Origin of the sequence: Paenibacillus sp. FSL A5-0031 (assembly GCF_001956295.1) — a bacterium.
Taxonomy (GTDB): Bacteria; Bacillota; Bacilli; order Paenibacillales; family Paenibacillaceae; genus Pristimantibacillus.
Genome location: NZ_MRTD01000008.1, coordinates 309,683 through 328,994, shown reverse-complemented (window position 1 = coordinate 328,994; position 19,312 = coordinate 309,683). Strand labels below are relative to the sequence as shown.

14 protein-coding genes are annotated in these 19,312 nt (G+C 45.5%); 8 read left to right on the top strand and 6 right to left on the bottom strand.

Translation table 11 applies throughout. From position 1 onward, the window contains the following. Nucleotides 1–32: 32 nt before the first annotated feature. From BK120_RS16710 to BK120_RS16695, 4 genes are all read left to right on the top strand, one after another. Complete coding sequence (locus BK120_RS16710; protein ID WP_179089816.1) at nt 33–1,373, top strand: ABC transporter substrate-binding protein; 1,341 nt, start codon at nt 33–35, stop codon at nt 1,371–1,373. 84 nt (nt 1,374–1,457) lie between these two features. Beyond that, on the top strand, nt 1,458–2,450 hold the full coding sequence (locus tag BK120_RS16705; protein WP_076268608.1) for a LacI family DNA-binding transcriptional regulator: 993 nt from the start codon (nt 1,458–1,460) through the stop codon (nt 2,448–2,450). A gap of 28 nt (nt 2,451–2,478) precedes the next feature. After that, entirely contained in the window at nt 2,479–3,450 is a 972-nt protein-coding gene (locus tag BK120_RS16700) for an N-acetylglucosamine kinase (RefSeq protein WP_076268607.1), read from the top strand. Between the two features lie 213 nt (nt 3,451–3,663). After that, a complete protein-coding gene (locus tag BK120_RS16695; protein ID WP_076268606.1) occupies nt 3,664–4,989 on the top strand; it encodes a family 43 glycosylhydrolase in 1,326 nt (441 codons plus the stop codon). Between the two features lie 66 nt (nt 4,990–5,055). On the opposite strand, the gene BK120_RS16690 is transcribed toward BK120_RS16695, so the two are convergent. The 4 genes from BK120_RS16690 to BK120_RS16675 all read right to left on the bottom strand — a co-directional run bounded on the left by BK120_RS16690 (nt 5,056) and on the right by BK120_RS16675 (nt 8,615). Beyond that, nucleotides 5,056–5,448 (bottom strand): carboxymuconolactone decarboxylase family protein, encoded by a 393-nt coding sequence (locus tag BK120_RS16690; protein WP_256710921.1) that lies wholly within the window; start codon nt 5,446–5,448, stop codon nt 5,056–5,058. Between the two features lie 72 nt (nt 5,449–5,520). After that, complete coding sequence (locus BK120_RS16685; RefSeq protein WP_076268604.1) at nt 5,521–6,198, bottom strand: Crp/Fnr family transcriptional regulator; 678 nt, start codon at nt 6,196–6,198, stop codon at nt 5,521–5,523. A 144-nt stretch (nt 6,199–6,342) separates the two neighbouring features. Continuing rightward, a complete protein-coding gene (locus tag BK120_RS16680) occupies nt 6,343–7,395 on the bottom strand; it encodes an LLM class flavin-dependent oxidoreductase (protein ID WP_076268651.1) in 1,053 nt (350 codons plus the stop codon). Between the two features lie 464 nt (nt 7,396–7,859). After that, entirely contained in the window at nt 7,860–8,615 is a 756-nt protein-coding gene (locus BK120_RS16675; protein ID WP_076268603.1) for a class I SAM-dependent methyltransferase, read from the bottom strand. A 146-nt stretch (nt 8,616–8,761) separates the two neighbouring features. Between BK120_RS16675 and BK120_RS16670 the strand changes: the two genes are divergently transcribed. From BK120_RS16670 to BK120_RS16660, 3 genes are all read left to right on the top strand, one after another. Then, nucleotides 8,762–9,550 (top strand): arylamine N-acetyltransferase family protein, encoded by a 789-nt coding sequence (locus BK120_RS16670; protein WP_076268602.1) that lies wholly within the window; start codon nt 8,762–8,764, stop codon nt 9,548–9,550. 569 nt (nt 9,551–10,119) lie between these two features. Beyond that, the gene (locus BK120_RS16665; RefSeq protein ID WP_076268601.1) at nt 10,120–15,198 is read left to right on the top strand and encodes an AAA family ATPase; all 5,079 of its coding nucleotides are present in this window, start codon (nt 10,120–10,122) and stop codon (nt 15,196–15,198) included. Beyond that, nucleotides 15,195–15,848, top strand: coding sequence for a response regulator transcription factor (locus BK120_RS16660; protein ID WP_076268600.1), 654 nt, complete (start codon nt 15,195–15,197; stop codon nt 15,846–15,848). The genes BK120_RS16665 and BK120_RS16660 overlap by 4 nt, the downstream gene beginning before the upstream one ends. A gap of 9 nt (nt 15,849–15,857) precedes the next feature. On the opposite strand, the gene BK120_RS16655 is transcribed toward BK120_RS16660, so the two are convergent. Beyond that, a complete protein-coding gene (locus BK120_RS16655) occupies nt 15,858–17,624 on the bottom strand; it encodes a sulfatase family protein (protein ID WP_076268599.1) in 1,767 nt (588 codons plus the stop codon). A gap of 153 nt (nt 17,625–17,777) precedes the next feature. Then, nucleotides 17,778–18,440, bottom strand: coding sequence for a hypothetical protein (locus BK120_RS16650; RefSeq protein WP_076268598.1), 663 nt, complete (start codon nt 18,438–18,440; stop codon nt 17,778–17,780). A 155-nt stretch (nt 18,441–18,595) separates the two neighbouring features. Here BK120_RS16650 and BK120_RS16645 point away from each other — a divergent pair, with 155 nt between their 5' ends. Beyond that, complete coding sequence (locus tag BK120_RS16645; protein WP_083682075.1) at nt 18,596–19,312, top strand: response regulator transcription factor; 717 nt, start codon at nt 18,596–18,598, stop codon at nt 19,310–19,312.

Below are 19,312 nucleotides of genomic sequence, written 5' to 3'. Positions count from 1 at the left end.
TGGAATCTAATAAAATCAAGGGGGAAATTAGAATGAAGAACAAGAAATGGTTATCCATTACCGCTATTCTCGCATTATCGATGTTTGCAACCGCTTGCTCAAACGGCGGAAACGAGGGTTCCGGCAAAGAAAAGCAGGTAACGATCACGCATTATACGATTGACTCGCCGGACAGAACGTTTGTAGAGAAGCTGATCCCTGAGTTTGAAGCAAAACATCCGAACATCAAAGTTAAAGTGACTAAAGCACCTTATGAACAGTTTGATTCCAAGCTGCAATCGTCTATTGCCGCGAAAAATGCCCCGGACGTAACCTCTCACTGGGGCTATGGCGGTTTTATGGAATATTACAATAAAGATATGCTGATGGATATGACCCCTTATTTTGAAGACTTCAAAGCAGCGGATTACAATATTCCGGAAGACGTAATGAACATCTACAAGGTTGATGGTAAAACCTATGGTATTCCGTTAAATAGCTACGTGACTGTCATGCTTTACAACAAGGATCTTTTTGATAAAGCGGGACTTCCTTACCCTCCAACCGATTACGAGGATAAAAGCTGGACTTTCGACAAAATGGTCGAATATGCGAAGAAGCTGACCGTTGACTCTGAAAATTTGGAGGAAGCTCAATATGGCGTCGACTTTGGATTTGGTGAACGTGACCAACGTCCTCAATACTTCGGTGCGAATGTTTACTCCGACGATACATGGACAAATGGCGGCAAACCTTCCGAAATTAATCTGACTAAGCCTGATGTTATCGATGCGTACAAAACACTTTATGGTCTCATTCATGATTTGAAAGTGTCGCCAACACCAGCATTCTCCCAATCCGTATCCGGGCAATTCGGCGATCCGTTCCTATCGGGTAAAATCGCGATGTCTGTCGTTGGTTCTTGGAGCCTTGCTGCCGCTGCAGATTTCAACTTTAAAGTAGGTGTTGCTGCGGTTCCAGTAAGTCCAAAAGGCGATGTGCGAAGCGTGCTTTACGTTGATCCATTGTTTGTACTTAAGGATTCGAAGCATCCGAAGGAAGCTGCGGAGTGGATTAAGTTCTTGGTTACAACTGAAATTCAGGAGAAATCGATCGAGCTTAGCGGAGGCAATCCTCCGGTCAACCAAGCAGCTGCAGAAAAGTATTACAGCAACTTTGAAGGCATTGATCCAGCAGGCATTAAGCAAGTATTCGAAGGCGCTTATAAATACGGCTTCGAATCGTACAATCATTTGATTTCCAATTACTCTCAAATCAATGAGCTGTTCATCAATGAACTTTCAGGGGTAGAGAACGGAAAGCAGAAGGTTGAGGATGTGCTGCCAGTCATTGAACAGAAGCTGAAGGATCTTTTGGCAAGAGTGAATAAGTAATGGGTTAAGGGGAGGGGCGATTGAGGCTGCTCCCCTCCATTTTATACAAAGCATGATTACTACTAGTCTGAGGAAGGCGTTCTTATGAAGGTAAGCATTGTGGACGTTGCCAAAAAATCAGGATTATCCATTGTGACGGTATCAAGGGTATTAAACAATTTGCCAAGTGTCAGAAAGAGCAACCGGGAGCGGGTTCTTCAGGCTATGAAGGAGCTTGATTATCACCCTAATGCGTCTGCAAGGAGTCTTGCACGAGGAAAAACAGGCATAATCGGACTAGCGTTAACAACTTTGCATGACTCATTTCTCGATGCGGTCGTGAAGGAGGTTAATGATCGGCTTGCGGAAAATGGCTATTTTCTTGCTTTATCAATTTCAACAGAAGAAGACGATCACATCCATCGATCATTATTTCAGGAAGGACGTGTCGATGGCGTCATCTTATTGTCACCCATACGTGAGGATGAGTACGTACTAGAGCTTAAGAGAAACCGAATTCCATTTGTCATGCTCGATAATCAACAGATGAATTCGCCAGCTACCTCTGTCATCGTAGACAATTTTTATGGTGGATATGAAGCAACCAAACATTTAATCGATTTGGGGCACAGGGATATCGCGCATATTAGTGGTCCAGAGCTGTTTCTGAGCAGTCGAGAGCGTGAACGAGGATACTATGCCGCATTGGAAGAAGCGGGCATAACACCCTTCTGTGTGGAGCGCGGAGATTTTGAAATATCTACGGGCTATCGAATTGCTCGGAGCTGGATGGACGCTGGCAGACTGCCGACTGCGGTATTTGCGTCCGATGATAATATGGCGCTCGGCGCTATGAATGCTTTTATAATTGAAGGAATTCGGATACCTCAGCAAATTTCGATCATTGGGTTTGATGATCAGATTCTTGCCACGGAGTTTCACCCGAAGCTGACGACGATGCGCCAGCCGGCCGCGCAAATTGGAAGGATGGGGGTTGAACTGCTGCTGAAGAGCATAAGCGGTGCAGCCAAAAGAAATGTCACTGTTCAATTGAGCCCAGAGCTAGTTATTCGGGAGACAACTTCTTTGAGGCAATAACAAACATGAAATCAAGGGAGTGTATCCGTTGAAATATTACTTGGGTGTAGATGGCGGCGGCAGCAAAACGTACACGCTAATTACAGATGAGTCGGGCAGAATTGTAGGAAAAGGGAATAGCGGGAACGGCAATCATCAGGTTGATTATGAGGCGGCCAAACGCAATATACGCGAATCGGTTGAGATGGCATTACGCGAAGCAAATGTAGTACACAGTGACATTCAGTTCGCTTATTTTGGTTTAGCTGGTGCTGACAGGGAAGCGGATTATGAAATATTGAGACCTATGATCGCAGAACTGGGATTTGCGAAGCATGAAGTGAATTGCGATACAGCGATAGCTCTTCGAGCGGGAACGGATCAGCCGTATGGCGTTGTACTGATTTGTGGTGCCGGAACGAACAGCGCGGGCGTTAACTCTCGGAATGAGTTTTATCAGTGTGGAGGCTTCTCTTATGCTTTCGGAGATTTCGGCGGCGGCAGCGACTTAGGCATTGAAGCTTTCCGCTCGGTTATCCGGGCTTGGGATGGGCGCGAGCGGCCGACTATATTGACGAACCTCCTGCTGCAGGACCAAGGCTACGACAGTGTGGAGAGCATGTTCAATGATTATTTGAATCACGATAAAACACCTCCGCTTAGAACGGTAAAGCTGCTGTTTCAAGCAGCAGAACAGGGAGATAAGGTTGCATTAACGATTTTGCGAGTGCAGGGGGAGGAACTGGGCAAGTCGGCGCGGGCTGTCATTCAACGTCTGAGGATGGAGGCGGACAAGTTCGATGTTGTCCTTGCTGGCAGCGTACTTACTAGGGGAGAGGCAAGTTTTATTCACCCGTATATCGAACAGGCTGTCAAAAGCTGTGCTCCAGATGCATCATTAGTTAAGCTCGAGATTGAGCCGGTTGTCGGAGCGGTGTGGCTTGCTTTTGAAGCTGAAGGGAATACGCTGCCGCGTGAAGTCTACGACCGTTTAAGATCCGTGTCGGAATATAGTTATTGATTTTTTTGGAGGGCACCGTTGATGGTGCTCTTTTTTTTTTTGGCCTTTTAAAACAAATGTAATAAACGTGGGATACGAAGATGCTATTCAAATCGACTAGATTGTTTAATATCGTCTCATGGTGACGTATAGGTAAGTCGAGTTATGCTGGAGTAAGCTAATCATTTGGTTAAGTTTATAAAATATAGGCTGGAGAGCGAGGAGTATATGAACATGATAAAAAATGAAGGTATTCCAGTAGAACGTGAACGTGTGAAATTAACATCTCAAAATCCGATAATAACTACAATATATACGGCTGACCCTTCTGCTCATGTTTGGGAGGACGGCAAGGTTTATATTTATGCTTCACATGATATGGATCCGGCAAGAGGCTGTGATTTAATGGATCGATACCATGTGTACTCCTCTTCCGATATGGTGAACTGGTTGGATGAGGGTGAAATTCTTCGTTCGGACGATGTAGCATGGGGCAGGCCGGAAGGCGGCTTCATGTGGGCGCCCGATTGTGCCTACAGAAACGGAACCTATTATTTCTATTACCCGCATCCCAGCGGATCAGATTGGAATAATACATGGAAAATCGGTGTGGCAACCAGTCAAAAACCAGGAAGCGGTTTTAAGGATCAAGGTTATATCTCGGGACTGGGCGGATTTGCACTCATTGATCCGTGCGTGCTCGTTGATGATGATGGACGTGCTTATATGTATTACGGCGGGGGCAGCAGATGCGAGGGCGGCGAGCTGAACGACGATATGATGTCCATTAACGGCGAGATGCGCGAGATGGAAGGACTGGAGGATTTTCATGAGGCAGCTTGGGTTTTCAAAAGGGCTGACCTCTACTATCTGACCTACGCCGATAATTTAGATGGAAACAACCGCATGAGATATGCTACCAGCAAGCACCCGCTTGGACCATGGACCTATAGAGGTATTTTTCTGGAGCCGACTGGCTGCTCAACTACTCACGGTTCAGTTGCGGAGTTTAAGGGGCAGTGGTATTTGTTTTATCACAATCAGGAAATTTCGGGCCAAGGCAATTTAAGAAGCATGTGTATAGATTATTTGTATTTTAATGAAGATGGAACGATCCAGACCGTCGTTCAAACCAAAGAAGGCGTCAAGCCTGTAGGTGATGCTCCGGCTCCTAACACAAATCAGAAAACCTACTCTGCCAGCCGTGTGGACGGAGGAGCGGTTGTTGAAACAAACGAGCAAGGAGAAAGTGTTGTTAATCGCTTGGATACCGCGGGCTCTTATTGTGAGTTTCAACCTATCGACGGAGAAAAAGGCGGAAGAGCGGCCATTCATATTCGTTATGCAACAGCAGAGCGACTCGCCAAACTGAACCTGACCGTGAATGGTCATGATTATTCCTTGCTTAATGCACTGTCGACAGGAAGTCTGCTGGACTATAGCGGTCTTGCTAGCATTACCGTTCGGCTAGAGCCAGGTGATGATAATATCATTAGACTCACAGGCGGCAATGGCGAGATTAGTGTCGAAAGCATAACGGTTGGCCCGTTTCTGGATTAATAGAATATGACGCAGCCCCCACGATAACAAGCGGGGGCTGCTGCTTTTTATTTTGAAGAAATAAACTTAACAGAAACAGTCCGGTGTTGAGGATGATTGGTCTGCTTCCTTGCGTGATCGTTTGTCATCGGCTTCTTCAAATGAGATTAAGGCATGGGTCGCATGGCTGAGAATGGCGCCTGCTCTTGTGGATGCTGCAACCAAAACGGCCTCTACTATTTCCTCCCGCGTGCCTCCTAGCTCCTTGCATTTCTTCACATGCACATCAATGCAATAGGGGCATCCTGTCACGTGAGCAACGGCTACAGCAATGAGCTCTTTCATTTTTGCAGGTATGGCATCAGAAGCATGATAAACGTCTTTTTCAAAAGCTAAAAAGGAACCTGCAGCCTGCGGAACGAGCTTAATCAGCTCTGGAATCCGGCTTAAATTCGAACGATCATAATAATGAGTCATCATATACCCTCCCGTTAAACAAAATTGATCTCTTATTAATTGTAGGGGAGAGCGATTCAAATCTCAGTGACATTGTCACAAATGCTGTTCTATTATACGGTTTAAGATGCCGCGATCCAATATGGTGATCTTTCCTCTGCTTAATGCAATCGTTCCTTGCTCCGCGAAGCTTTTTAAAATGCGGGTAATGACCTCGCGTGATGTCCCAATTTCTATAGCTAGTTGTTCATGAGTAAGCCGCAAGCAATCGCCCTTCACAGATTCCGAAATTAAATAGTCCGCAATGCGATAAGGGAGAGGCTGGAAAGCGACATTTTCCAGCAGCTTTGTCACATTCGTCATTCGATCAATAAATTGTTTATAAATATATTGCCTAATGGGTTTGATTGTGTTCATCCATTCTCGAAATACGGAAACGGGCAGCAGCAACACGTCCGTTTCCTCCTCTATGGCTACCGATGCTTCATATTCAGTCTCACCCAATATGCTTGCCATCATAAGGACGCAGCACTGACCGCTATGCACCCGGTATAAAGTAATTTCTCTGCCTGTTTGACTCAGCTTAAACACTCGAATTTGACCGCTGACAATAAACATAGCATGCTGCAAAATATGGCCTTCGCGAATGGAATGCGAGGTAGCCGGATTAATGGATAATAGCTGTGCAGCTTCCCAGCTCTCTGCTGGAAGATGGGCGAATGTGGGAAACATATGCTGAATTTGCTGTATTTGTTTGCGAGAAAGATGATTCATACACAAGCTCCTTAAGTATCGGATTGTGTACTATTTCTTTGTCTTTTTCGTTTTTCCTTTTATTAGAAGATTTACCTAACCTAAAAAAAGTGCACTGGCATCTCAGGCCCGCACACTTCTATTTTTAGATAATGGCTATCTTCCTTATTGCTTTCCTTCGCTTCTTGCAAGCTCCTTGCGTACAATGGGGGCGACCTTGGTGCCGAGCAGTTCAATGGCTCGAAGTACCTCGCGGTGCGGCATCGTACCTACATTCACATGCAGGAAGAATCGAGTGACCCCTAGATTTTTGCGCAGCAAAAGAATTTTCTCCGCAACATATTCAGAATCACCCACATATAAAGCGCCTCGAAGGCTGCGGGCAGAGTCATAAGCTGCACGGCTGTAATGCTGCCCCCAGCCGCGTTCACGTCCAATGACATTCATCTGTGCCTGAGTTGGCGGGAAAAATAAATCGGCTGCTTGCTCCGTTGTTTCGCCAACAAAACCGTGGGAATGTGTGGCGATTTGCAGCTTGCTGGGATCATGTCCAGCTTTTGCAGCTGCCTCCTTGTAAAGATCGACCAGCGGTGCAAAATTTTCAGGCATCCCGCCAATAATAGCGAAGGCGATAGGAAGGCCGAGCAAGCCTGCGCGAATTGCAGATTGTGCGTTGCCGCCGCTTGCGATCCAAACGGGAAGCGGGCTCTGAACTGGCCGCGGGTATACAGGTAGATTATGAATAGCAGGACGATGTCCACCGCGCCAATTGACCTTTTCGGAATCTCTGATAGCAAGAAGCAGCTCTAGCTTCTCTTCAAACAATTCATCATAATCTTCTAAGCTGTACCCAAATAGCGGGAAGGATTCAATAAATGATCCCCGTCCTGCCATAATTTCGGCTCTGCCGTTCGAGAGGCCATCTAGTGTGGAAAACTGTTGAAATACACGAACCGGGTCGTCTGAGGACAGAACGGTAACGGCGCTAGTAAGTCTAATGTTTTTGGTCATCGGAGCTGCTGCTGCCAGTACAACCGCAGGCGCAGTGCCCGCGTAATCAGCACGGTGATGCTCCCCAATACCATAAACATCTAGTCCAGCTTGATCTGCGAGCACAATCTCCTCAACCGCATTGCGCAGACGTTCAGCATGGCTCATGATTACTCCTGTCACCGGGTCCGGTGTCGTTTCCAAAAAAGTACTGATTCCAATTTCCATATTTGCTGCCAAATCGGCCATAAGCATACGCCTCCTTTATTACCTATAGTTTACTCAATTTTTTATGGTTTCTCAAATTTAGTAAGCAGATAATTTCAGCTAATCACTTCTCTAACGAATCGTATTATGCTTATTAGGTCAAAGACTGCATCTTTTAAGTTTTAACGAACCTTATTAACGTTATAGGTTGCTGTGTGAGGGGTTAGGAGCTGTTTTTCTCGAAATAGCGACGCTGGAGTTCGTTACATTTTTATTCCGTTACGTATGGCTTAAATAAGAGCTACTGGGTTCGTAAGCGATAGGTCCATACAAATTCCGGGCAAAGGACCGCCTTGTTAAAAGCGATTCACTCTGGCATTCGCTTTGTCTAAGCCTCCATAAACAAAACAAGGGCTGTTCCAAATGTAGATTTCTACTTTTGGGACAGCCCCTTACAGATATATAGCAGTACGTTATTACTTGATTTAGACGTTACCCATATAGCTGCGTGTTAGATTCGGCATGATAAGCACATCGTTTTTGCTGTATTTTGCATACAGCTCGGAGAGGGATTGAATAAACGGTTCATACTGTTCGTCAGTCTCTTTTGGCGCATAGGAGCCGGATAAATTACGTCCAATAAAATGGTCTAAATCAAACTCCAAATGGTATTCAAATACTTTAAATTCATAGCGGCCGTTGCGGAAAAACTGCTCATACACGTCAGGAGTCTTATCGATACCGCCGCTAAATCCTTTAAATGCAGGGCAATACTTTTGGCAGATCGCTGCGTTTTCAATAACGAGCTTGCTTGAAGCATCTCTGCTATTCCACACTAAGGCAACGTTAGCATCTGGTTTTAGTATTCTTTGGCACTCGAGCTTAAACTGCTCCTTGTCAAACCAATGAAAGGCTTGGGCAACCGTAATTAAATCAATACTTTGGCCTTGCAGCGGCGTATGCTCAGCAGCGCCATTTATAGAGGTAAACTTAGCATAATGATTTAATTCTTTTTCTGCGGTGGATCTCATATCCTCATTAGGTTCAATGGCAATGACCTTTAAATCTTGATCCAGCAGCTGCTTCGTAAGTATTCCAGTGCCGGAACCAATATCAGCTACAGTATGATCCGGTGATAGGCTATTGCTCTGAATAAGGTAGTTAATATAAGTCATTGGATAATTGGAACGGTATTCGGAGTAAATCGCGGCTTTGCCTGTAAAGTTATCTTTTGTCCCCAAAATAAATAGCCTCCCGTATATGATTTATTTTGAATACAATAATTTTACTGATTTTCTTTAATTGTAGCGCTTGTCTTGCCATTAGTCGATGCAGGAAGATATGATGAAATAAATAACAAGTCTACGAACAGCGAGGGGTAGATAAAATGGTAGTTGACCACAAGCAATGGAAACCTGAAGTATTGGCGTATCTTGAACGAATAGGTTATAAGGGCCCGATCGACAACAGTTTGGCAACACTCACAGAGCTCCAGAACTGCCATGTACATACCGTACCCTACGAAAACTTAGATATTATAAACCTTGTTCCGCTATCATTGGAAATTCCCGACCTGTTCAATAAAATCGTTACAAAGCATCGCGGTGGCTATTGCTTTGAGTTGAATGCACTGTTTGGTTGGTTGCTAGCCGAGCTCGGCTTTAACGTGACGAATTATTTTGCCCGGTTCTGGCGTGATGAAACACAGACACCGCCAAAACGCAGACATCATATTTTACAGGTAGTAGCTGAAGGAAAGCCGTATCTATGCGATGTGGGAGTAGGCGGTATTGCACCACGAAACCCGATTCTATTGGCTGAAAATGTCGTCCATGAGCAAAAGGAAGAAGCGTATCAGCTGGAGCGGGATGCCTTTTTTGGCTGGGTGCTGCTGGAGAGGAAGAAGGGGGAATGGAGCCGCCTTTATACCTTTACCGAGGAACCGCAGCTGCCGCAGGATTTCATTATGACTTCCTACTGGTGCGAGCATGCACAAGATTCGATATTTGTGAGCACGCCGATGGCGGCCATTCGGACAGCTGAAGGAAGAAATACGATCGCAGGCGAAGAGTTTCGTATATTTACGGCAGAGGGCGTTCTGGTAGTCACACCTTCTACACAAGAGGAATATGCGGAAGCATTACGTAAATATTTTGGAATTGTCATATCCGTATAGCTTGCTAAGCAATCGGATCATCTTTTATATCTCTATCATACTAGCGGGCTGTCTCAAAAGTAGATTAATCTACGGTTGGGACAGCCCATTTTTTACGTATATGCTGACAGATTGTTGTCATATGACAAAAAAATGACAACTCTCACTATATAAAAGGGATAATTTGGATTATACTGTTTATAGGTAATTAGTATCATGTAAATGATAGAAATGCTAAAGGTAAATAGATAATAGGAATTATTTTTGAGGTGAAAACAATGGCTGAGTATATCATGTTTCGAGAGATTTGGACGCCTTTCCGATTGGTAGGCATTCGACTGTTTAAGGATGAACATACTAAATATTGGTATAAAATTGGGGGCAATCATCGAAAACGAATGTTTAAGTGAATGTAACGAGCAGACTTTCCATCGGATGGTCTGTTTTTTTATTCCGAGCACGAACGCGGTATTCATAGTAGAAGAGCCAATGCTATAATGAAGTTAAATTTCTTCTGAGCTTCCTTTAATAATTACCTATATTTAAATAACGAATTCTTTCCATATCTAGCAACTGGGGAGTGCGGCTTCTTGATTGAGATATCAGGTTATCAAATGATCGATGAAATAGGCAGTTATGATGATATAAACCTATATAGAATGATTCGCCAAGATAACATTCCTGTTATCGCCAAAACCACATGTGGCATCTATCCAGGACCGAACGTGGTTGCTGCATTTCAGCATGAGTATGAGCTGCTCGTTAAGCTCGGCGGACGAGGAACGTTAGAAGCATACAGTCTGGAGATGTTAGCAGACAGACCTGTTCTGATTTTGCAGGATATCGGAGGCAGTACACTAGATCGGGTATTGCGCACGCGCGATAACCCTTTTATGCATGAAGCGCTGCTGGCCATCGCAGTATCGGCAGCAGATAGCCTGATGCAAATACATCGTGAAAAAATAATACTCAATGAAATAACCCCCTTTCATCTCATCGCTAATCCCGATACCTATGAAGTGAAGTTTATTGATATTCGAATGTGTTCAACTGAACTTAACAAGAGTCCGCTTCCATTAACAACAGGCAGGCCTGACTTCATTTTGTCTTATATCTCTCCAGAACAGACGGGCAGAACGGGAATGATCCCTGATTATCGCTCAGATTTCTATTCGCTCGGCGTCACCTTATACGAATGGATGTCGGGAAGCCTTCCTTTTGAATCACAAGATGTAATGGATGTTATATATCGGCATATTGCTAGCACGCCTGAACCTCTGCATAAGAGGTATCCTTCTATACCCGAGATGGTATCTGCTATTGTAAGCAAGTGTATGGAGAAGATGCCTGATGCGAGGTATATCAGTGCATTCGGATTGAAGTCGGACTTGGCAGAATGTCTTAATCAATTCCAGTTATCAGGAGAAGTAGAAGCCTTTGCACTGGCAAGCCGTGATATTTCCGATCTTTGGAAGACTTCAAGCCAGTATTATGGCAGAAGCTCCGAGCAGCAATGCTTGCAAGATGCACTGCAGCGAGCGTCGTTAAGCGCTGCGGAGGTTATCTGGGTTTGCGGCAACGGAGGAATAGGAAAAACGTCCTTTGTGAATGAAACGCTTAGAAAATCGATGCCGCTTGAAGTTTATTTTGTTTCGGGCAAATTCAATCCGCAACAAACGGCAAAACCCTACGACGTATGGATTCAAGCTATTGATGAATTGGTTAGCCTTATGCTCATGGAGAGCAAGCTGCAGGCAGAGGTTTGGAAGCTGCGCATTATAGATGCTTTAAATGGGTATGGACAGCTGTTGATTGAATTGGTTCCAAAGCTCGAGCTGCTGATTGGAGAGCAGCCAGCTGTACTTTCATTGCCGCCAGTGGAAGCACAGCGCCGTTTTCACCTTATTTTGAGCCGTTTTATTCATTTATTCCTTCACCGGGACTGCCCGTTGGTTTTGTTCTTTGATGATCTTCAATGGGCGGATGAAGAATCGCTTCAATATCTTGCTTATCTTCTAGAGGATAGGGACATCAATCATTTACTCGTCATTTTGGCTTATCGGGACGGGGAAATCACGCCGCAGCATCCGCTGAGCCGTTTGGAGAATTATTTTAAAGAGCACAACACAAAGAACAGCCGTATTCATCTGGAGGCTTTGGAAGCCGCTGATTTAACCTGCCTTCTAAGCGACACCATGGGCTGCGAAGCCGCTGAAACCGATGAGCTGGCTGCTGTATTGCTCCATAAGACGGAAGGCAATCCTTTTTTTCTAAAGCAATTTATTCAGGATTTGGTTGATGATGAGCAAGTTATGTTTGATGAATCGAGCAGGCGCTGGCAGTGGGATTTGCAGCTTATTGCTGAAAGAAACGTTCCGGCCAATACGGCTGATTATATATCGGGTAAGATGAAGCTTTTCCCGGATCAAATGGTTTATGTGCTTGGGCGGGCAGCTGTTCTTGGCACCAGCTTTGATGTAGATATGCTTGTTTCCATTACGAATCTACCCTTGCAGGAGCTTGAAGAAGTGCTGGAGAAAGCCGAGCGTGAACAATTATTGCAGCCAGTTAAGCTCGGGAACGGAAACATTTATCAATTTCAGCATGATCGCATTCAGCAGGCTGCCTATCATCTTGTATCCGAGGATGAGCTTCCCGCACTGCATTGGAGAATCGGATCGCTGCTTGCGGACCGGATAGCATTCACCGAAGATGCGAATATATTCGAAGCCGTCAATCATTTCAATCAGGCATCGAAACAAATAGAACGTCTAGAGCAGAAGCTGTTCCTGGCCGAGCTGAACTTAAAGGCGGCCTTGAAAGCGAAACAGTCGACCGCATATGAGACTTCACTAGGCTATTTGCGTCATGCTGCTGCCCTTATCGAAGAGGAATGTTGGAAAAACAGCTACTCGCTTGCCTTCCCAATATTCAGAGAACGCGCCGAGGCGGAATATTTATGCGGTCATTTTGCGAAAGCACATGATTTATTTAATTTGTTGATCAGCAAAGCGGAAACTAATTTAGATAAAGCGCTCGTTTGCACAATGAAGATTCAATTGGAGGCAACGAATGACAATTACGACGAGGTCCTATCTTTAGGCCGTCAAACGCTGGAGCTATTGGATATTCACCCTCGTTTTGAGCCAAGCACATTGGAATTGACTGTGCAGTGGTTAAAGCTCAGAAGGAAAATTAAGAAACATTCGATAGCATCGCTGCAGCAACTGCCGCCAATGACAGATGAAGTACGGAAAGCGGCTATGACCGCGATGGTCTATACGAGCAATGCCAGTTTTTTTGTAAATCAAAAAGGCTGGCTTGCTACTACGTTTACCATGGTCGAAATGACACTGGATTACGGCATGGCCCCGGAGTCTTCAATCGGTTTTGTCGGTTATGCCATGTTCCTGAATTTTCAGTTTCGGCATTATAAAGAGGCATTTGAATGGGGGATGCTCGCCTGTGAATTATCAAAGCCGTACCCTATACTGCATGTTAAGACGCTTACTTCATTCACCCTTTGTTACGACAGCTGGCGCAAATTTGATCCGATGATGCTGAAGACCTTTACCGAGCATGCTGGGAAAGTAGGATTGGAATCAGGAGATCTGTGGCACAGCAATCAAAGTGTATTGATCAATTGTGCGACTCTGCTGCAATATGGTCATCCGCTTGGTGATATTTATAACCGGTTAATTGCGCATTCAGGCGATTTTTTGCGCCATAATAATACGCTTCATTGGAAGCAAGCCGTTTTGCTTGCTACTCTCCTTGTCCGTTTAACGGGATATCGCGCGCCGAATGATCCATTTATGGAAACGGATATTTTTAGCGAGGATTTCGCCGGGGCGGTGCACGGAGACCAATTTAATACGATTCAAGAGCTGGTTTGCACGCTTCATTATTTGCCTGGCTATTTATTTGGTCAGTATCAGGAAGCAAATGAGGCTTTGAAGAAAGCAGCCGCAATTATTTCTTCGCGTAATGATAACTACGAGAGCACCGTACAATATTTTTATGAATCGTTAGTGCTGGCACAGCTTTATGAGGATGCTTCCGTACAGGAGCAAAAGGAATTTTTGACAACGATTAAGAAACATATGAAAAGAATGAAAGTGCTCACTTCGCGTTGTCCAGAAAACTATAAGCATAAATATTTGCTCATTAAAGCTGAAATGGCGCGAATTACACGAAAGAGCCGTCAAGCGGAGGAACTGTTTGAGCAGTCGATTGAGGCAGCGCGTGCTTATGAATATATACATGATCTTGCAATAGCAGCGGAATGTCTTGCGAAATTTGCCCTTCGTCAAGGCAGGCAGCAGCTCGCGAAAATCTATATGACGGAAGCGTATGAAGCTTATATTGAATGGGGGGCGGCTGCGAAAGCGGCTGATCTGGAACAAAAATATGGGCATCTGCTCCACATTAGACGGGAGTCGGGCCTTGAAAGTGTGGATTATCTCTCAGCAGTCATGTCCGCGCAAGCATTATCGGGCGAAATGGAAATGAATCGTTTGCTCGATACGCTGATGCGTATCATGCTTCATAACGCTGGCGCGGAATATGGTGTGCTTATTTTTGGTCACGAAGACAATTGGGTTGTTGAGGCGTATGGAACAGCAGAGGAGCTTCACATTGAAACCGTGCCCCTTGCGGAAGAATCGGAAATCGCCTCAGCGGCGATTATTGGCTATGCAGCACGAACGAAAGAGGAAGTTGTCCTGCATGATGCAGCCCATGAAGGGATGTTCGTCCGAAATCCGTATGTTAAAAATAATGGATTAAAGTCGGTTTTATGTCTCCCTATCATGCATCAGAATAAGCTGATTTGCTTGCTTTATATGGAGAATAAGTTATCGACGAGCGTCTTCACACCGCAGCGGCTTGATGTTCTGAAGCTGCTCGGCTCCCAGTGCGCCATTTCCATAGAAAACGCTAAGCTTTATTCGGGGATACAATATCTCAAAAATAACTTAGAGGCACAAGTCGTGGAGCGGACTCGCAGTCTTGAGAGGTCCATGCAAGAGACGTCTGCTGCGCTTGCCGAAGCTTCTGTTTATGAGGAACGGAGCCGCATTGCCCATGATATTCATGATATTGTCGGCCATTCGCTTACCTCGACGATCCTTCAGATTGAAGCTGGAAAGCGTCTGCTGCACAAGGACATGGAGGGCGGCATGCAGCGGTTGAAAGAAGCGCAGGATCTAGCAAGGCATAGCCTGAATGAGATCCGCGGTTCTGTCCATATGTTGAAGGAGGACAAGTTCGCTGACCTCGGACAAATGCTGAACCGGCTCATTCAAGATACAGAGCGCAATATGGAAGTGGAAGTTCATGCAGCGATTCAGCCTTTGCCGAAGCTGTCGACAGCGCATAAGAAGGCGATCTATCATGCGCTCCAAGAAGGCTTAACCAATGGTATCCGGCATGGGGGGAGCAAGGAATTCCGCTTTAGCTTGCAAACCGTCGGCACCTATTTGCAGTTCAGGCTCGAAGATTGCGGAATTGGAGCCCCTGAGATTGCGCTCGGATTTGGGTTAAAGGCGATGAAGGAGCGAGTGGAACAGCTCGGCGGAAGCCTCTCTATTGAATCATGGCCAAATCAAGGCTGTCTGTTAAAGATCGATTTGCCCTACAAGATACGTTTGAATGGAGAGAGGGAATGAATAAGATAACGATAGTAATTGCCGATGATCAGATGCTGACACGGGAAGGGCTTCGAACCATATTGGACTTGGAAGATGATTTCGAGATCGTTGGCGTAGCTAAAAATGGGGAAGAGGCGTGTGAAATGGCAGAGACGCTTCAGCCACACCTTATGCTGCTGGATATTCAAATGCCGATTATGGATGGAATCACCGCTTTAAAACGGATTAAGCAGAACTCGCCCAACATTTTTATTTTGTTTTTAACGACATTCATAGATGCGGATTATATTGTAGAGGGCATGGCGCATGGGGCAAGCGGCTATATGCTGAAGGATATGGATATCGATAAAATGATTGCCGCGATTCGGGATACGATATCCGGGCAGTTCATTCTTCCAGCCGCGGTTGCAGCCAAACTGGCTGAGAGGATGAACCGGTTTACAGAAGATCACGAGCAATGGCAAAAACCGAGCCGGCGCCACATCCAGCTGACCGATCGCGAGAAAAAATTGGCACAGCTTATTATACGCGGACTGAACAATCGAGAAATTGCTGATGCATTGTTCATAGCCGAAGGTACAGCTCGCAACTACATCAGCAATCTCTATAGCAAACTGGAAGTCGTCGATCGTGCACAGGCGATTATTCGCCTGCAAGGCTTGATTTGATTCATGGCTTTAAGTGATGCCCGTATCCGCTGGGACAAGTCGTTTTTGCATGCGCTGCTCATTCAGCAGCTCCATCATCCATGTTTCAATTTCTTTCGTATGCTGCGTGGCATAGGCTGGATTCGCAAGGTTGCGAGCTTCTAGCGGATCCTCGGTTAAGTTGTACAGCTCAAATTCCTCTGGAGCCGGCTCCGTTTTCACTTGTGTCGCCCACAGCGGGTAAGGTTCACCTTTTGGAGCATCAGCTTGCAAAAAGGTTACATCCTGTACGCCTGGTTGGCTCCAAAATTGCACGTTGTCATAGTAACGGGAGTATTTCCACAATTGTTTCTTGCCATCGGTAATGATCGTCATGAGGACAGACTCAATATGATTAGGCTGAACAACGGATGAATAGGGCTCCCCAAGTGGATTGACTTGGTGCTGGCCTCGTGTCACGTCGTCATCGGTCATGAAATATACAGGACTATCGTCGGTTACCGCCGGTTTTTGTTCCAAAATAATAGGAGTGAGGTCGCGCCCAACAAAAGGGCGGGCTTCGCTGAATCTCTTTTGCAAGCAGCATTGAATGGTATGGATGTCCACATTCGCAAGTCCAAGCATAGTAGGCAGCAAATCAACATGGCTTGTAAGGGTATCCACATTTTTATTACGCGGAAAAAGATGTTTATTATGAATAAGGAAAGGCACATGCAGAAACTCTTCATAGGCACAGTACCATTTCTGATGAAGATTTCCGTGAGATCCGAGCAAATCTCCATGGTCTGAGGTGAAAATAACGATCGTATTGTCATAAAATGATGAGCGAGCAAGCGCCTCGTATACTTTTAACATTTGCTGATCGGCATTTTTTTGCAGCTGGTAATAAAGCTGACGGTAAAATGGATTGTCGATGATCGGCTGCAGTGCTTTAGGGTAAGTATCGCGATAGCTTGCTTGGCAGCGTGGTTTCGTAAGCAGCGATTCGTTCATCGTTGGCGACGGGGAAACGGATGGTACGGTAGGCTCCACTTCGAAACGGAAGGCGGGCAGATGCGCGGTGAGCGCACCGTACAAAACAATATCGTGCGGGTTAACGAAGGAAGCAATGACTAACCATGGCTTGGCATTTTTGTCATTGCTTTTTTGACGATCAAGGGTTTCAAGCAGCATTACAGTTTCCTCACCATAGACGACATCGCGTCCGCTTATTCCGAAACCTGCAGAGGAGGCGGAATTACGCGGATTTTTTCCATTTGGCTCCGGACCAATCCAGTCAGAGAAGCCGAAGTCATTCAGGCGATTAGCTTGGTAATATAAGTCGGTTCGCTCTCTGTCTGGTACGCCTGTCAAAGGATCAAAGCTTGGAATGCTGTTGTGGGTGCCAGGAACGATAATATCTGCATTGGTTATATGCCATTTTCCTTTGTAGTGCGTCTGATAGCCGGCTTCGCGGAAATAGTCGCCCATCGTAGGAACGGTGTTTTTATCCAGCCAATGCACATCGGAATCGAAAGACTCTTTGGCGATTCCGACCGTTTGGCTGACGCCGTGGAGCGATGGGTAATGTCCGGTAAACAAGGTTGCCCGGCTTGGGCAGCATGCGGAGCTCCCAATGTAGTGCCTATGGAACTCCATAGAGTTTTCTTTCAACAGCTCCTGTGCGATTAGATTTTTTTTGCGCCATTTTTTTATTTCGGCGTTCTCATATACAGGGGGATAACGTTCCTCATCCACCAGGATGACAAGAAAATTAGGCTTATCGAGCTTTCGTGAGGCTTGCTGATTACGTTTCATGGCATACACACATCCTTGGCTAAGACTTCACTTTAAATTATGCTGCAAAGCTTAGAAACAGTAATTTTCCACCGTTAGATGCGTAAGCAAATGCGAAAAAAAAAACAAGCTCACCTCAACAAGGAGGTGAGCTTGTTTCCTTTTCTATAGGTTTTACTTCTCTGCTTTCCAATCAGCGATTTGCTGTTTGTATTGTACAAGAAGCTCGCTCAGTGATTGCTTTATAGCAGCAGCATCTTCAGCTTGAACCGCTTGCGCCAGCTTAATCTCTGCTCTAATAAACGCCATGTCAGCGCTGTCGGCTTCGCTAATAGTCGCCTCAGTCATTTGAACTGCCGTTCCTGTATTCTTATCAAGCTGAACGACATCAGCTGTTGCAATATTTAGTTTAGTGGAATCTGAGATTTTCACTGCAGCAGTGCTCATTGATAAAGTTCCGACATTCTCCGATTTAGAAATAGAGATCGTTTCCTTGCCAGCTGAAATTGCTGGTATTGCTTCAACAGATGAAATGAGGTTTTTCATCGTGCTGCCGATCGTTTTCTCATATTGGTCTAATGTATCCTGCCAGTCCGCTAGTGTGTCAGGTGCATACTTTTTGGCTAAGTCGAGCGGATTAGTAAAGCTGTTGACCACAGCTACACCAGTCGTTGCATCTGCGGAGATGGAAGTGCTTGCTGTTACGTTTTGCAGCATTGAGAATTTTTCAGGTGCTGGCGCTTTAGACGCTGCATTCGAGATGGCAGGGCCTGCAACAGCGGACATTAATAAAGCAGATGAAAGGACAACTCTGGAAATAATCAACTTATGGTTCATGGTTTCACGCTCCTAATGGGTTTGTCTTACTCGTCTTACTCTACAAGAAGGCTGTGTCAGAACATTGGTGTATTTGTGGAAAAACGATGGCACGACCCCATTGCGATTGTGGGCTTGGTATACTTATAGAAGAAATGTTCAGGGGGTTAGTGAAGGTGAACAGCAATTATCGCATCGCCGTTGTGGATGATGACTTTCATATACGTAATTTAGTCGAGATTTATTTGCAGAAGGAAAATTACCAGACAGTCGGTTTGGAAAATGCAGAGGACGCATGGGAGCTTTGGCAAACCAATCCTCCCGATCTGTGGGTGCTCGATATTATGCTGCCGGGAATGGATGGCTATGAGCTATGCAGGCGAATTCGGAATGAGGCAGAAGTGCCCATTATTATGATTTCAGCCAAAGATACAGAGGTTGATAAAATATTAGGCTTGGAGCTTGGGAGCGACGATTATTTAGTTAAGCCGTTTAGTCCTCGCGAGCTGATGGCGCGCATAAAGCGGCAGCTCCAACGCTGGTATAAAATGAACCAAGCCGAAGAAAACACGGCGAATGCTGCAACGCCATTGTCACGGCTGGAGCTCGGTGAGCTTCAATTGATGCTGGAGGAAAGACGTGTATTCTGGCAAGGCGAGGAAGTGGACATGACGAGCAAGGAATTCACGATGCTCAAGGTGTTTATTGAGCAGCCGAATCGTGCTTTTGCTAGAGCTGATCTGCTCACACTCGTCTGGGGCGACGATTATTTCGGCAGCGATCGTGCAGTCGATCACCTTATTAAACGTATACGAAAAAAAATAGAGCATTTACCGATAGAGTCGGTATGGGGTCATGGCTATCGAATGAGAACAGATCGGGGTGTGTATTAA

Coding starts and splice junctions, on each gene's coding strand:
- BK120_RS16655 (WP_076268599.1), bottom strand. CDS start 17,624: ATGAAACGTAATCAGCAAGCCTCACGAAAGCTCGATAAGCCTAATTTT.
- BK120_RS16705 (WP_076268608.1), top strand. CDS start 1,458: ATGAAGGTAAGCATTGTGGACGTTGCCAAAAAATCAGGATTATCCATT.
- BK120_RS16660 (WP_076268600.1), top strand. CDS start 15,195: ATGAATAAGATAACGATAGTAATTGCCGATGATCAGATGCTGACACGG.
- BK120_RS16710 (WP_179089816.1), top strand. CDS start 33: ATGAAGAACAAGAAATGGTTATCCATTACCGCTATTCTCGCATTATCG.
- BK120_RS16690 (WP_256710921.1), bottom strand. CDS start 5,448: ATGATGACTCATTATTATGATCGTTCGAATTTAAGCCGGATTCCAGAG.
- BK120_RS16670 (WP_076268602.1), top strand. CDS start 8,762: ATGGTAGTTGACCACAAGCAATGGAAACCTGAAGTATTGGCGTATCTT.
- BK120_RS16680 (WP_076268651.1), bottom strand. CDS start 7,395: ATGGAAATTGGAATCAGTACTTTTTTGGAAACGACACCGGACCCGGTG.
- BK120_RS16685 (WP_076268604.1), bottom strand. CDS start 6,198: ATGAATCATCTTTCTCGCAAACAAATACAGCAAATTCAGCATATGTTT.
- BK120_RS16650 (WP_076268598.1), bottom strand. CDS start 18,440: ATGAACCATAAGTTGATTATTTCCAGAGTTGTCCTTTCATCTGCTTTA.
- BK120_RS16695 (WP_076268606.1), top strand. CDS start 3,664: ATGATAAAAAATGAAGGTATTCCAGTAGAACGTGAACGTGTGAAATTA.